Below are 14,116 nucleotides of genomic sequence, written 5' to 3' on the forward strand. Positions count from 1 at the left end.
CGTGCATCACTCCGTGGTCACACAAGGGGCAACCCAACCCAACAAAAATACCAACAACAATACCAACAAGAAGCGGAGACTATGCTCGATGACTTACATCAAACCGACCCGACAGAACAGCACCCAGTCCCTAAACCGACTGCAACCGCGCCTCCTGGCCTCGGTGATTGCAGCAACCCTGGCGACGGCGGCTGCCCAGGCCAGGGCCGAAACGGAACAGGGCTTCGCTCTCGAAGTCGGCCTTGGCGCACACGCCGGCCTCTCGTCGATCGACTACAAGGACAGCACAGCACCGAGCCCGAGCAAGGAGGAGATCAACAGCGGTCTGCCGTATTACTACACCGCAACCACCACGCTGGACCCGATCTATAACTTCCTCAGCGATCGTCACGGCCAGTTCCAGCTCAAGCTGCACAGCGCCATTCAACTGGACGACGCCTGGCTTGATGATGACCAGATCGACGAACTGTCGATCGAACTCAAGAGCGAGCGCTACGGCAACTTCTACCTCGGCGAGGACGATGGCGCCGCCGACCGCCTGAAGCCGCGACAGTCGGGTCGGGTCGGCATTGCCGTCGGTCACGGCGCCTTCACCGGCATCATTCCCTGGTGGGGCAACCTGCCGTTTGCCGGCGGCACCATCCGCGAGGGCTCGGCCCCCTATAACTGGGACTGGTCCAACGGCATCGTCGGCGGCGACTGGCGCGCCTTTTCACGCGACACCTCGGACGCCATCAAGATCGGCTACGAATCACCGGTCTGGAACGGGTTTATGTTCGGCGCCTCGATCAACCTGCAGGATACTTACGCCGGATACGACGGGGTCCGCGGCAGCATAGCGGACGAACAGGACAGCTGGAGCGACCTCGGGTTCAAGGATGACGAGTACGAGCTGGCACTGCAGTGGAACGGCAAGACAGCGGCGGGCTATGCGCTGAGTGCCGGTATTACCCACACGTCGGCGCAGATTGTTAATGAAGACATGCTGCAGGAGAGCACCGATGTCGGATTCAAGATCGGCAAGAAGCTCGACTCCGGCGCGATGGTCAGCGGCAGCGCCTACTACGCCTACGAGGATTACAACAACGACAAAGCGGACATTCATGTCGATGATGAGCAGGTCCACATCGGTTTCGACTGGACGAAGAGCAAATGGAAAGTCGGCGTGAACTACACCCAGGCCTGGGATTCGTACAATCCGGCCGGGACGGTACAGCTCGGCGGTGGCGGTAACAAAGGCTACAGCATCGGCGCCAACTACCAGTTAGCCAAGGGGCTGACCCTCGGCGGCGGCGTTCTCTACGCCGAGAACGACAACGGCGAAGAGGCCACCGAGGTGGGCATGAACCTGACCTACCGTTTCAAGACAGTACTGTTCTGACAGGTTGTTGACCACTGAATCCAACCGGCGCCTTCAGGTCCTGACCTGGGGGCGCCCGTTATCAGGAAGGAATCCATGAAGTCTCTGTTGTTACTGCCGGGCCTGCTCTGCGACGATGCGGTCTGGCGCGACCAGGCCGCATCGCTTGACGGTTGGCGTTGCCTGGTGCCGGACTACGGCCTGGCCGACTCGATCGAGGACATGGCCGCGCGCGCCCTCGACAGGGCCCCCGAGCACTTTGTACTGGCCGGCCATTCGATGGGCGGACGGGTGGCGCTGGAAATCTATCGCCAGGCCCCGGAGCGGGTCAGCCACCTGATTCTGCTGGATTCCGGCTACGCCGGCCGTCCCGCAGGAGAAGCCGGCGAGCATGAAAAAAGCCGCCGGCTGGCGCTGCTGCAGCAGGCCAAAGAGGCCGGCATGCGCGCCATGGGCCGGACCTGGCTGGCGGGCATGGTGCATCCGTCCCGCCTCGACGACTCGGAGCTCGTCAATGACATCCTGGCGATGATCGAACGCAAGACGCCCGAAATCTTCGCCGCCCAGATCGAGGCCCTGCTTCACAGGCCCGACGCCACCGCGCAGCTTGGCGAGATCGACTGCCCGACGCTGCTGCTGTGCGGCCGGGAAGACAGCTGGAGTCCGCTGGCGCGCCACGAGGAAATGGCGAGTCTGATACCGGGCAGCCGCCTGGAAGTAATCGAAGACGCCGGTCACATGAGCACCATGGAACGGCCACAAGCCGTAACATCGGTGATCCGCGACTGGATGGAGGCACAAGCATGACATTGCCGACCCCGGAGCAGCAGGAAGCCTGCAAACGGCTGGTGCTGGAGGCGGCGTTTCGCGCCGACCAGCAGGACTACGAAGGACTGGCGGAGCTGTTCACCGAAGACGCACTGCTGTACCGCCCGAGCGCGCCCCGGACACCGCTGAAGGGCCGCGACGCCATTCTGAACAGCTACCTCGTCCGACCGGCGAGTCGAATCACACGCCACCTGTGCAGCAACTTCCGCTTCAGCCGGGAATCGGCCGACTGCGTACGGGTCCGCTGCTACGTTCAGCTGTACGCCTCAAGCGGCCCCGCCGAACCCGGCGACCCTTTCGGCGCCCCACTGGACGGCAAGGTACTGATCGGCGAGCTCGACGATCTCTGCCGCCACGGCAGCGACGGCTGGCGCCTCGCCGAACGTCACGCCTGTTTCGTCCTTTACGGCGAATGACACTGGGAGAATTCAACGATGTCAGATAATCAGGACCGCTGGGGCATCCCCGGCACCTACGTATTCGACTTGCGGCTGTCCCGACGGGGATACGCCATCAACAAAATGTGCCACTCGCTGAGGCTTGCGGAAAACCGCGACCTCTATCTCGCCGACGAGGAAGCCTACATGACCCGCTTCGGGCTCGACGATGAACAGAAGCAGGCGGTGCGCGAGCGCGACTGGCTGCGCCTGACGCAGCTGGGCGGCAACCTGTTTTTCTTCCTCAAGCTCGGCGCCACCCTCGGCCACGGCCTATACCCGATCGGCGCCCAGATGCGCGGCGAAAGCTTAGAGGACTTCATGAAAACCCGCAACGTTCCAGGAGCGACCTGATGGCCAAGATAGTCGCCGGTATCGGCTCTTCCCACGTCCCCTCCATCGGCCGGGCCTACGATCAGCAGAAACAGACGGACCCCGCCTGGCAACCGCTGTTCGACGGCTATGAGCCGGTCAAGCGCTGGCTCGCCGAAGAGGTCAAGGCGGACGTCGTTATCCTGGTCTACAACGACCACGGCACCGAGTTTTTCCTCGACCGCTATCCGACCTTTGCACTCGGTGTTGCGGATCAATACCGGGTCGCCGACGAGGGCTACGGCCGGCGCCCGTTGCCGGACTTCCCCGGCGACGCCGACTTTTCCGAACACCTGGCCAACGCTCTGGTTGCAGATGAATTTGACCTCACCCTCTGCCAGGAGATGGAGCTCGATCATGGATTTCTGACGGCCATGCCGCTGCTGTGGGCACACGACGAAGACCAGTGGCCGGTCAAGGTGGTGCCATTGCTGACCAATGTCATTCAGCACCCGATACCCAGCGGCAGACGCTGCTACAAACTCGGACAGGCCATCCGCCGCGCCGTTGAGTCCTACCCGGAGGATCTGCGCGTTGTGGTGGTGGGTACGGGCGGGCTGTCTCATCAGCTCAACGGCGAGCGGTTCGGGTGGATTAACGAAGCCTGGGATCGTGAGTGGCTCCAGCGTATCCAGGACGAACCCGAAGCCTTGGCTGACCTATCCCACAAGGAGGTGATGACAGCCGCCGGCGCCGAGGGTGGTGAAATGATCATGTGGTTGACCATGCGCGGCGCCATGGCGCCGCAGGTACGCGAGGTACACCAGTTCTACTACGCGCCGATGACCACCGGCATCGGCCTGCTGGCGCTGGAAGATGACGCTGGCGCGCAAGACGCCGGCTGAGAACAAGTTTCAAGCAGCCTCCGGGGCCTGATCGCAGGCGCCCCGGAGCAACACAAGAAAGGAGAAAAACATGAGTGCGTCCACAGAAAACCGCGGTGTCGTTTACAAAGGCGCCGGCAAAGTCGCCGTTGAATCCATCGCCTACCCGGAACTCGCCATCGGCAACCGCAAATGCGACCACGGCGTTATCCTCAAGGTCGTCACCACCAACATCTGTGGCAGCGACCAGCATATGGTGCGCGGGCGCACCACCGCCGAGGAAGGTCTGGTGCTGGGTCACGAAATCACCGGCATCGTGGTGGAATGCGGCCGCGACGTTGAATTCATCCAGCAGGGCGACCTGGTCTCAGTGCCCTTCAACATTGCCTGCGGCCGCTGCCGCAGCTGCAAGGAAGGCAAAACCGGCATCTGCCTCAATGTGAACCCTGCGCGCCCGGGTGCCGCTTATGGTTACGTTGACATGGGTGGCTGGGTCGGCGGTCAGGCCGAATACGTCATGGTGCCCTACGCTGACTTCAACCTGCTGAAATTCCCGGATGCCGACCAGGCGATGGAAAAGATCCGCGATCTGACCCTGCTGTCCGACATCTTCCCCACGGGCTTCCACGGCTGTGTTACCGCGGGTGTTGGTCCTGGCTCCACCGTTTACATTGCCGGTGCCGGCCCGGTTGGCCTGGCGGCCGCTGTCTCCGCCCAGCTGCTGGGTGCCGCCTGCGTTATCGTCGGTGACATGATCGAAGACCGCCTGGTCCAGGCCCGCAGCTTCGGCTGCGAAACCATCGACCTGACCCAGGACGGCGATATGGCCGACAAGATCGAGGCCATCCTTGGCGAGCGTGAAGTCGATGCCTTCGTCGACTGCGTCGGTTTCGAAGCCCACGCCTGTGGCTGCAACCACGGCAAGGAAGCACCGGCTACCGTGCTGAACTCGGCGATGTCGCTGACCCGCGCCGGCGGCCAGATAGGTATCCCGGGCCTGTACGTGACCGAAGACCCGGGTGCGGTTGACGACGCCGCCAAGCAGGGTGCCCTGAGCATGCGCTTCGGCCTCGGCTGGGCCAAGTCCCACAGCTTCCACACCGGCCAGTGCCCGGTGATGAAGTACCATCGCCCGCTGATGCAAGCGATCCTGTTCGATAAGGTGAAGATCGCCGACGCGGTCAACGTGGAAGTCATCACGCTGGATCAGGCGCCCAACGGCTACGCCGAATTCGACGGCGGCGCGGCCAAGAAGTACGTTATAGACCCGCACTGTTCGGTGACAGCCTAACCCCAATCAATCAGGAGGGTGTAAAAAGCTTATCGCAGTGGCACTCTGCCCAGCCTGTTAAAAGAACAACAGAATACCTATCCCGGATTTTTCATAAATAGGGGCGAGTCTCGTTTAACCTTTTGATGTAAAAGGAGTTACGCCAATAACGCTTCGTGCGAAGCTTAAACGAGACCGCCATGCGAGATTCTACCCAAAACCAGCTGCGTTTTCCTGCCATCGCCGGTTTCACCGTGCGCGCTGACTTCGAAGGCGGCGCACTCTCGAGCGATTTTGGCCCCTTGCTACTCCGTGGCGTCGAACAGCAGTGCGGGCTGATCGGCCGCCTCGCGGAAGCGATCAATGACCGCCGGCATCCGTCTTACATCGAGCACAGCGTCGTCGATCTGCTACGCCAGCGGATCTATCAAAGCGCCTGCGGCTATGTCGACGGCAATGACGTCAACAGTTTGCGCCGCGACCCTGTGTTCAAGCTGGCACTGGAGCGCACGCCGTTGGACGAAGCTACTGCGCTGGCCTCGGGGCCCACCTTCTCGCGCCTGGAGAACAGCCTCAGCCGCAAGGACATCTATCGATTGGGCAGGGCCTTTGTCGAGCGCTTCATCGCCAGTAACGCCCGCCTCGCGGGCACGGCGGCGCCGGGCGCCATGCGGCTTTATGATGATTTCGACTACAAGGCCCGCTCTTGGGCCAAGGCCTACCGGGTCGTCCTCAAGGCCGAGGTGATGGCACTCGGTGCCACCCCGCGTTTCGTGGTCACCTCGCTCGGTGACCCGAGCCCGGAGGCGCTGTACCGTGACCTGTATTGCGCCCGTGGCCAGGACGAAAACTTCATCAAGGCGGTGAAGAACGACCTGGCCAGTGACCGCACCTCCGATCATGCCTTCCTGGCCAACCACCTGTGCCTGTTCTATGCCTGCGCCGCCTACTGCCTGATCCACAGCCTGCGTGAGAACACGCTGTGCCATACCGAGCTGGCCCGGGCGCAGCCGATGTCGATCATCCTGAAGCTGTTCAAGTTGGCCGTGCGGGTCGTGCAATACAAGGACCGGATCAAGTTGCACCTGCCAAGCGCCTGCCCGGTCAAAGGCGTGCTGCACCGCATCAGCGAACAGCTTTACCTCGCTCACCCGCCACCGCTGCGCCGCTGACGCCAAACGCGGTTTTACTCACCGAAATGATTTGATCCGGCCAAGGCCGGAGGCACTAATACGCCTGGCCTCAGCGATTCAGGGCGCACCGCGCCACTCATGCAAGTCGCGGCCTGGGTTCTTTATGTGCAGAGCATCAATGTCAACCTGGCGGTGCCTGACTCGGCCTTCAAACGCGCGAGAAAAAACGGCAGCCTGCTCAAATTTCGAGCAGGCTGCCGTTTTTATGAAACATCCGGGTTAGACGAGGGGGTGGCATAAGCTTCAACCGGTCGAGATTCAACAGCCTTGACAGCATGCCGGCCAGCGGGGGTGATAAATAGAGAGGTTTCGGCCCCAAGCGTCCCTTTACAGGTGTCTCGGCGCTAGAAAAATAGTTATACTAAATAACCTTATTGGATCGCCGTGTGATGAAAGACCATGTCCAAACTGGAATACAGCCAAAAGATCGATAATGCTTACTCTGGCGTTCAGTCAGATAGCCTTCTGGATAACCTGATTGGGTATGCCCTGAAACGTGCCCATGTCCACCTGAACAAAAATCTCGTGAGCAAGCTTGGCGAATATGAGCTTCGGCCGTCTCAGTTCGCCGCCATGGTGATCATCAAACAGAATCCTGGCCTTATGCAGGCAGAACTTGGCGCCCAGCTTTCCATAGAGCCTCCCCAAGTTGTCACCCTGATCAACAAACTGGAAAATCTGGGGTTGGCGATGCGGGTTAGGTGCAAACCCGACAAGCGCTCTTACGGTGTTTTCCTGAGCAAGGCAGGGGAGCGGCTGCTCGAGCAACTGAAGGTAGCCGCCAAGGCTATCGATATTGGCGGTACCGTAAACCTCAGCGAAAACGAGCGCGCCGAGCTGCTCAGATTATTGCGAAAGATCTATCAATAAAGCTCTAAGTCTTGAAAAATACCGCTTTTCAGGCGGTATTTTTGGGCTTGTTTTCCTTCATATTTTCGACGAGCAGCATACCGGACAGTACTCTGGAGTTCGACAGTTACGGCTCTAAGCTATTGATTTAATTAGGAAGGTATGCCTTGTAATGGCATTTTTTGTCCTATATAAATCAATGAGTTACGTTCGAAGTGTCGAACTCGGGAGTACTAGCCCTCCGGGTCAATAAATGAAGCAGGCATGCTCAATTTGGCCGCAGATTAGCACGAACGCCAGCAAACTGCGCCCGTTCTAGTGACCTATCGGGAAAATAATCAGGTGACTTCCCTGTTCGCCAGACTAATGGCATTTCTCGCCGAGAAAATTAAAAAAGCGAAAAAAGGCCGCTACTGCCATAGCGGCTTTCCGGTCCGATCTCAAACGAACGGCATCGGCGAGGCGGCGGCCTCGATCAGTTCGACTCGATAGCGATACTCCGGCAGAAGGTAGTTGAAAAAGAACCCAGCCGTTTCCAGCTTTTGCCGGTAGAACGGCTCCTCGCGGTTCAGGGACTTGCGCACCGTTCTGGCCCAGGCGTAGGCCATGAGCAGCAATCCCATCAGGCGCAGGAAATTGCCTGCGGCGCGGTACGGATACTCGGCATCCTGACTGTCGAGCATCATTCCAACCACGGCATCAAGCCCAGCGGCTGCCGCCTCCAGCTGCTTTGCGTAAATCGGGCAAGCGCCCGCCAGTCGCGCGCCTTCCGCACGGATCAGCGCGAGCAGCTGTTGCACGCCTTGGCCCCCGTCGCCCAGTACCTTGCGCAACAGCAGATCATTGGCCTGAACTTCGTTGGTACCTTCATATATCATCACGATCCGGCTGTCGCGCAGGGTCTGCTCGATCGGGTATTCACGGGTGTAGCCGTAGCCACCGAATACCTGCAGCGCATTGCTGGCCAAGCGGAAGCCCTGCTCGCTGAAGAACGCCTTGACCACCGGCGTCAGCAGCGCCACGCGTCGTTGCAGCACAGCGGCTTCCTCGCCCTCCGCTTGGTGCAGCGCGTCGAGCATATGGCCGGCCCAGTAGCCCAGCGCCCGCATGCCCTCGGTGAAGGCCCGCAGTTCCAGCAGCGTGTGGCGCACCGGCGCATGGTAGGCGATGGGGTCAACTGCCGCCGGTTCGCAACCCCCGGGCCGCGTGGCTGCACGCATCTGACGGCGCTCGCGGGCATAGTCGGTGGCGGCCTGCAGCGCTTTCTCGGCATGCCCGAGCCCCTGCAGCCCAACGTGCAGTCGCGCGGAGTTCATCATCACGAACATCGCCTTGAGGCCTGCATGAGGCTCGCCTATCAGCCAGCCGGTAGCCTTTTCGAACGATAGGCTGCAGGTGGCGCTGCCACGGATCCCCAGCTTGTGCTCGATGCCGATACAGTGCACTCCATTGCGCACCCTGTCGCCGTTCTGCTCCAGCCACTTGGGTACCAGGAACAGTGACAGACCGCGGGGACCGGCCGGCGCGGCCGGCAGCCGGGCCAGCACCAAGTGCAGGATGTTCTCGGTGATATCCTGTTCACCGCCGGAGATGAAAATCTTGTTGCCGCTGATGCGGTGGGCACCATCCTGCTCCGGCTCCGCCCTTGTGCGGATCAGACCGATATCGCTGCCCGCCTGGGGCTCGGTGATGCACATCGTCGGCAGCGCCTCGCCGGAGACGATCAGCGGCAGGTAACGCTCCCGGATCCAGGGCTCCGCCGATTCGCTGAGGCATTCGTAAGCCCCGTGCGCGATGCCCGGGTACATGGCCCAGGCATGGTTGGCCGAAAACAGCATTTCCAGCAGCGCGACATTCAGCAGCTGCGGCAGCCCCTGGCCGCCATCTTCTTCGGCACAGCAGAGCGATGGCCAGCCGCTTTCGACGTAACGGGCGTAACTGCCGGCGAAGCCCGCCGGCGTCGATACGCTGCCGTTTTCGAAGCGGCACCCCTGTTCGTCACCACTGACGTTGAGCGGCGCCAGTTCGTTGGCGGTGAACTTGCCGGCTTCCTCCAGTACCTGGGCCGCGAGCTCCGCGTCCAGTTCCGAGTGCTGTTCCCATCCGGCCCAGTCCTGCGGCGCCTCGAGCCACTCCTTGATGACGAACTGCATATCCTGCAGCGGTGGATTGTAATTCGACACGATAGCTCTCCGGTCCCTTATGGTCTGTAGTCGGGGTTTTCCAGCAACAGCGCCATCCCCTGCCCGCCCCCAACACAGGCGGCGGCGATACCGTAGCGCAGATTGGCTTCGCGCAGTTGCCGGGCCAGTGTCAGCGACAGCCGCAAGCCGGTCGCGGCCAGCGGATGGCCGATAGCAATCGCGCCGCCGTTGACGTTGACCTTCTCGACGTTCAGCTCGAGCACCTGCTGTACCGCCAGGATCTGGGCCCCCTGGGCTTCGTTGATCTCGAAACGATCGATCTCGTCGATGCCGAGGCCACTGCGCTCGAGCAACAGGCGGATCGCATCGACTGGTCCGATGCCCATCACTTGCGGCCGCACGCCGACGATGGCCGTCGCCCTCAGATACGCCAGTGGGTTGCCGCCATCGCCCGGTTGTGCGCGGCATACCAGCGCGGCTGCCGCCCCATCGACCACCGCGCAACTGTTGCCGGCGGTCTGCACACCGCCAGGATAGAGGCTGTTCAACCGGGACAGCGTCTCGAGCGAGGATGCCCGGATGTGGCTGTCGCGGGTGACGCTGTCGCAGCCACGGGGCAGCCTGATACCGCGGGGCTGGCAGCCTTCGGCCTCGAAATCCTGGGAACGGACAGCCACGATTTCACCGTCGAACCAGTTCCGGGCCTGTGCCGCGACCGCGCGTTCGAAACTTCTCGCCGCCCAGACGTCCACCTCTTCGCGTGCGAGTCCGTAAACGGACGCAATGCGTTCGGCGGTCTGGATCATGTTCAGACCGACCGCCGTGTCGAGCAGCGCCTCCCAGAGAAAATCCTTGAATTCGACATCCGCGCCGAGGCGAAAGCCGTTGCGATGGGTGAAGGCGGCAATCGGATTGCGCGACATCGACTCGGTGGCCACGCACAAGGCCAGGTCCGACGCACCCTGCTGCACCTGATCGGCCGCCTGTCGCAGCACCTCGAAACCGGTGCCACAAATACGCTGCACGAGGAGTGCCGGCACCCGCAGGTCGAGCCCGCTGTAAAGGCCGATATGACGAGGCAGCAGATAGGCGTCGAATGCAGCGGGCCCGACAGACCCGACCACCAGATTGTCGACGTCCCCGGCATCGACTCCCGCGGCCGCCAGCACCTCCCGACCGACCTTGATACCGAGGTCGGTGGGCGATACCAGCGACAGGGCCCCGTTGAGATCCACCCAAGGCGTGCGCAGCGCCGTCCGAATGCCGACGTCGCTGAATGCCTGATACTGTCCGCGCAGCCCCCCCGCCTTGCTAGTCGGCGAAAACGATGTCATCGGCCTGTCCCTCGTACAGGGCATCCACCCCGGATGCCCGCTTGCTCAACACTGCGCCCTGGTTGATAGACCCCTTGTCGGTCACTTCGCCCAGATCGAGTGACGGCGGCTCGGCCAGCAGGCAGGCACGATCGATGCGGTTGGAACTGCCCGAGGCGTCTTGGTTGAGCTCCCGCAGCAATCCCTGCAGCCACTGCCTGACCGCCGGAGCTGCCAGCGCCTCGGCGACGCTGGCCTCTGCCGGCAGGCCAGCGAGTTTGCGGCACTCCCGTACATCCGGAAAAATCATCAGCCCCAAATAATCGCGGTTGGGGGCCGTGACCACCACATCCTGCACGTACGGCGCGCCCTTCAGGATCGTGCGGGTGCGCAGCGGGCCGACGCTGACGAAAACGCCCGAGGAGAGTTTGAAATCTTCGGCGATCCGCCCGTCGAACATCAGACCCTTCTGCGGCTGCTCCGGATCCATGAAACGCAGCGCATCGCCGCTCTGATAGTAGCCTTCGTCATCGAAAGCCGCCTGCGTCTGCGCCTCGGAGCGCCAGTAACCCGGCATCACGTGCGGGCCGCGGAAACGGGCCTCGAGCTTGCCGTTGTCCGGTGCCAGCTTGACTTCGCAACCGGGTGCCGGCAGACCGACGTAGCCCGCAACCGAGCAGACGGGGCCGGTGGTGAAGGTGCAGGACGGCGCCGTTTCGGTCATGCCCAGCCCGGCCATCATGCGTATGCGCTCGCCGCAGTGCTGTTCGGCGATCCGGTCCAGCTGGTTCCAGACCGGCTGGGACAGCCCGGCGCCAGCGAAGAAGAACAGTTTCATGCGCTTGAAGAAGGAATCTCGCAATTGGGTATCGGACTCGAGGGCATTCGCCAGCGCCTCCCAGCCTTTCGGCACGGTGAGGTAGGCGGTCGGCGAGATCTCGCGCAGGTTGCGCAGCGTCTGCGCGAAATGCTGCGGTGTCGGCTTGCCGTCGTCGAGGTAGAGGGTGCCGCCGTTGTAGAGCACGATGCCGACATTGTGACTGCCGCCGAAGGTATGGTTCCAGGGCAGCCAGTCAACCAGCACCGGCGGCTCCTCGCCGAAAACCGGAAAGGTCTGCAGCAGCATCTGCTGATTGGCGCACAGCATGCGTTGCGTCGTCGTCACGGCCTTGGGCAATTTGGTCGAGCCGCTGGTGAAGAGAAACTTGGCGATGGTATCCGGCCCGGTGGCGACGTAAGCACGGTCGGCGTCGCTGCAGTCTTCCGGCGCCAGCAGGCTCGCGAACGACAGCGTCTCCCGATCCGGCAGCGTGCCTTCGGTGAGGACCACCGGCGTGTCCTTCGGTACCACCGCCGCGATGGCGCGGGCGAAGTGCTCGCCGCTGGCGGCAAAGACGAGGCCCGGCTGGATCAGGTTGACGATATGCTCCAGCTTGGTGAAGTCCTGGGCGATCAGGGAATAGGGTGGCGATATCGGCGAATGGGGAACGCCGACGTACATGGCCGCGAGTGCCAGCTGCATGTGCTCCAGGTCATTACCGGAGAGAATCAGCAGCGGACGGGTCTCGGACAGGTCGAGGCTGACCAGACTCTGGGCAATTTTGCGTACCCGTTGCAGCATCTCGCGATAGCAAATGCGCTGCCACTCGCCGTCATGTCTCCGCCGGGCGATAAAGGTCTGTTCGGGGCTGACCCGGGCCCAATGTTCCAGCCGCTCCAGCAGCCGGTCCGGATAGGCTTTCAACGGCTCGCGGGCACGCAGATAGATATTACCGTCCTGGTGGCGTATTTCCACGTCCGGCTCGCCGATCGAAACCGGCCGATAGACGGCTTGCGAGGATGACTGGGTCGGAATAGTCACAGCAACGACTCCCTGGCTAAGATAAACACGAGGCCGCGCTATTGCATAAGCAGTTACGGCCCCGGCTTTAATTGTTATGGGCGACCAGGTGCCTGTCGGGCTTGGCTTTAAGTCCGACAGGCTCCCAGGCTCAGATCGGGTAGTGACGCGGCTCGTTCTGGATGGTGATCCAGCGCAGCTGGGTGAAGTGTTCAATCGAAGCCTTGGCACCGAAACTGCCGTAACCGCTCGACTTCACGCCGCCAAACGGCATCTGCGCCTCGTCATGCACCGTCGGGCCATTGATGTGGCAGATGCCGGACTCGATGCGCTGGGCAATGCCCATGGCACGGGAGACGTCTCGACTGAAGACTGCGGCCGACAGGCCGAACTCGGAATCGTTGGCCTTCCCGACCAGGGCGTCGTCACCGTCGGCGCGAATCACCACGGCCACCGGCCCGAACGACTCCTCGTAATAGAGCTTCATCTCCGGAGTCACGCCATCGAGCAGCGTAGCCTGCATGATGCTGCCTTCCAGTTGACCACCGGTCACCAGGCGGGCGCCCTTGCTCACGGCATCCTCGACCAGCGCCTTGATGCGCTCGCCCGCCGACACATCCACCAGCGACCCCAGCACCGACTCGCTGTGGTTGGGATCGCCTGCGACCAGCGTCTTCGTCTTGCGCGCCAGCTTCTCGACGAAGTCATCGGCAATGCGGTTGTCGACGATCAGACGCTCGGTGGACATGCAGATCTGTCCCTGGTTGAAGTAGGCGCCGAAGGCCGCCGCCTCGACCGCTGCATCCAGGTTGGCATCGTCCAGCACCAGCAGCGGCGCCTTGCCGCCCAGCTCCAGCAGTGCCGGCTTGAGGTGGCGTGCGGCCAGCTCGCCGACGATGCGGCCGACCTGGGTGGAACCGGTGAAGTTGACGCGACGTACCGCCGGGTTGGCGATTAGCGCCTCGACAATGGCCGGGGCGTCCTCAGGCGCATTGGTGACGACGTTGACGACGCCGTCGCCCAGCCCCGCCTCCTGCAGCACCTGGCCGATCAGGCGGTGGGTATGCGGGCTCAGTTCGGAGGCTTTCAGCACCACCGTATTGCCGCAGGCCAGCGGCATCGCGATGGCCCGGGTACCAAGGATCACCGGCGCATTCCAGGGCGCGATACCGAGCACGACGCCGCAGGGCTGACGCAGCGCCATGGCAAAGCTGCCGGGCACATCGGACGGAATGACTTCGCCGTTGATCTGGGTGGTCATCGATGCCGCTTCGCGAAGCATGCCGGCCGCCAGGTGGACATTGAAGCCGTACCAGTTGGCGGCGGCACCGGTCTCGCTGGCGGCCGCCATGAAGGCTTCCGCTTTCGACTCCATCAAGTCGGCGCATTTGAGCAACCGGCGGCGGCGCTCGTTCGGCGCCAGCGCCGACCAGGCTGGAAACGCCGTCTGGGCGGCTGCCACCGCCGCGTTGGCATCCTCGACCGAGGCGGCTGCCGCGCGGGATACCACCTCACCAGTCAGCGGGCTCAGGCGGTCGAAGGTGCGACCGTCCGCTGCCGCGACAGCCTGACCACCGATCAACAAAGGTACGTCAAACATAGGACTTTCTCGCTTATTCTGATTATTGGGGCACCAAGGGGTCGTGCCGTATGGCACCAAGCGGCAACCGGAAGACAACGGTTGCC

Annotated in this window: 12 protein-coding genes; 8 read left to right on the forward strand and 4 right to left on the reverse strand. The window is 62.4% G+C overall.

Annotated elements, in window-relative coordinates; translation table 11 throughout:
* Positions 1-88 precede the first annotated feature (88 nt).
* The 8 genes from F451_RS0111830 to F451_RS0111870 all read left to right on the forward strand — a co-directional run bounded on the left by F451_RS0111830 (position 89) and on the right by F451_RS0111870 (position 7,154).
* On the forward strand, positions 89-1,381 hold the full coding sequence (locus F451_RS0111830; protein WP_020681582.1) for a porin: 1,293 nt from the start codon (positions 89-91) through the stop codon (positions 1,379-1,381).
* Positions 1,382-1,456: 75 nt separating this feature from the next.
* The gene (locus F451_RS0111835) at positions 1,457-2,167 is read left to right on the forward strand and encodes an alpha/beta fold hydrolase (RefSeq protein ID WP_020681583.1); all 711 of its coding nucleotides are present in this window, start codon (positions 1,457-1,459) and stop codon (positions 2,165-2,167) included.
* Positions 2,164-2,604: a nuclear transport factor 2 family protein gene (locus F451_RS0111840; RefSeq protein ID WP_020681584.1), complete on the forward strand. Its 441-nt coding sequence runs from the start codon at positions 2,164-2,166 to the stop codon at positions 2,602-2,604. The genes F451_RS0111835 and F451_RS0111840 overlap by 4 nt, the downstream gene beginning before the upstream one ends.
* 18 nt (positions 2,605-2,622) lie before the next feature.
* Entirely contained in the window at positions 2,623-2,979 is a 357-nt protein-coding gene (locus F451_RS0111845; protein ID WP_020681585.1) for a hypothetical protein, read from the forward strand.
* On the forward strand, positions 2,979-3,842 hold the full coding sequence (locus F451_RS0111850; RefSeq protein WP_020681586.1) for a class III extradiol dioxygenase family protein: 864 nt from the start codon (positions 2,979-2,981) through the stop codon (positions 3,840-3,842). The genes F451_RS0111845 and F451_RS0111850 overlap by 1 nt, the downstream gene beginning before the upstream one ends.
* Before the next feature lie 70 nt (positions 3,843-3,912).
* Positions 3,913-5,112, forward strand: coding sequence for a formaldehyde dehydrogenase, glutathione-independent (gene fdhA / locus F451_RS0111855; RefSeq protein ID WP_020681587.1), 1,200 nt, complete (start codon positions 3,913-3,915; stop codon positions 5,110-5,112).
* Between the two features lie 179 nt (positions 5,113-5,291).
* On the forward strand, positions 5,292-6,263 hold the full coding sequence (locus F451_RS0111860; RefSeq protein WP_020681588.1) for an IS1380 family transposase: 972 nt from the start codon (positions 5,292-5,294) through the stop codon (positions 6,261-6,263).
* A 420-nt stretch (positions 6,264-6,683) separates the two neighbouring features.
* A complete protein-coding gene (locus F451_RS0111870; RefSeq protein ID WP_020681590.1) occupies positions 6,684-7,154 on the forward strand; it encodes a MarR family winged helix-turn-helix transcriptional regulator in 471 nt (156 codons plus the stop codon).
* 419 nt (positions 7,155-7,573) lie between these two features.
* Here F451_RS0111870 and F451_RS0111875 read toward each other — a convergent pair whose 3' ends face one another.
* The 4 genes from F451_RS0111875 to F451_RS0111890 all read right to left on the reverse strand — a co-directional run bounded on the left by F451_RS0111875 (position 7,574) and on the right by F451_RS0111890 (position 14,030).
* Positions 7,574-9,316: an acyl-CoA dehydrogenase family protein gene (locus tag F451_RS0111875; RefSeq protein WP_020681591.1), complete on the reverse strand. Its 1,743-nt coding sequence runs from the start codon at positions 9,314-9,316 to the stop codon at positions 7,574-7,576.
* A gap of 17 nt (positions 9,317-9,333) precedes the next feature.
* Complete coding sequence (locus F451_RS0111880) at positions 9,334-10,611, reverse strand: thiolase family protein (RefSeq protein ID WP_020681592.1); 1,278 nt, start codon at positions 10,609-10,611, stop codon at positions 9,334-9,336.
* A complete protein-coding gene (locus tag F451_RS0111885; protein WP_020681593.1) occupies positions 10,589-12,451 on the reverse strand; it encodes a feruloyl-CoA synthase in 1,863 nt (620 codons plus the stop codon). Before F451_RS0111885 ends, F451_RS0111880 begins: the two co-directional genes overlap by 23 nt.
* Before the next feature lie 130 nt (positions 12,452-12,581).
* Positions 12,582-14,030, reverse strand: a complete 1,449-nt coding sequence (locus F451_RS0111890; RefSeq protein ID WP_020681594.1) for an aldehyde dehydrogenase — start codon at positions 14,028-14,030, stop codon at positions 12,582-12,584.
* Between the last annotated feature and the right edge of the window lie 86 nt (positions 14,031-14,116).

Origin of the sequence: Marinobacterium rhizophilum DSM 18822, assembly GCF_000378045.1 — a bacterium.
In the GTDB taxonomy this organism is placed as follows: domain Bacteria; phylum Pseudomonadota; class Gammaproteobacteria; order Pseudomonadales; family Balneatricaceae; genus Marinobacterium_A; species Marinobacterium_A rhizophilum.

Excerpts from the sequence above, each read along its gene's own strand:
- F451_RS0111840 (WP_020681584.1), top strand. The coding sequence starts at position 2,164 with ATGACATTGCCGACCCCGGAGCAGCAGGAAGCCTGCAAACGGCTGGTG.
- F451_RS0111850 (WP_020681586.1), top strand. The coding sequence starts at position 2,979 with ATGGCCAAGATAGTCGCCGGTATCGGCTCTTCCCACGTCCCCTCCATC.
- F451_RS0111845 (WP_020681585.1), top strand. The coding sequence starts at position 2,623 with ATGTCAGATAATCAGGACCGCTGGGGCATCCCCGGCACCTACGTATTC.
- F451_RS0111835 (WP_020681583.1), top strand. The coding sequence starts at position 1,457 with ATGAAGTCTCTGTTGTTACTGCCGGGCCTGCTCTGCGACGATGCGGTC.
- F451_RS0111880 (WP_020681592.1), bottom strand. The coding sequence starts at position 10,611 with ATGACATCGTTTTCGCCGACTAGCAAGGCGGGGGGGCTGCGCGGACAG.
- F451_RS0111830 (WP_020681582.1), top strand. The coding sequence starts at position 89 with ATGACTTACATCAAACCGACCCGACAGAACAGCACCCAGTCCCTAAAC.
- F451_RS0111860 (WP_020681588.1), top strand. The coding sequence starts at position 5,292 with ATGCGAGATTCTACCCAAAACCAGCTGCGTTTTCCTGCCATCGCCGGT.
- fdhA (WP_020681587.1), top strand. The coding sequence starts at position 3,913 with ATGAGTGCGTCCACAGAAAACCGCGGTGTCGTTTACAAAGGCGCCGGC.
- F451_RS0111870 (WP_020681590.1), top strand. The coding sequence starts at position 6,684 with ATGTCCAAACTGGAATACAGCCAAAAGATCGATAATGCTTACTCTGGC.
- F451_RS0111890 (WP_020681594.1), bottom strand. The coding sequence starts at position 14,030 with ATGTTTGACGTACCTTTGTTGATCGGTGGTCAGGCTGTCGCGGCAGCG.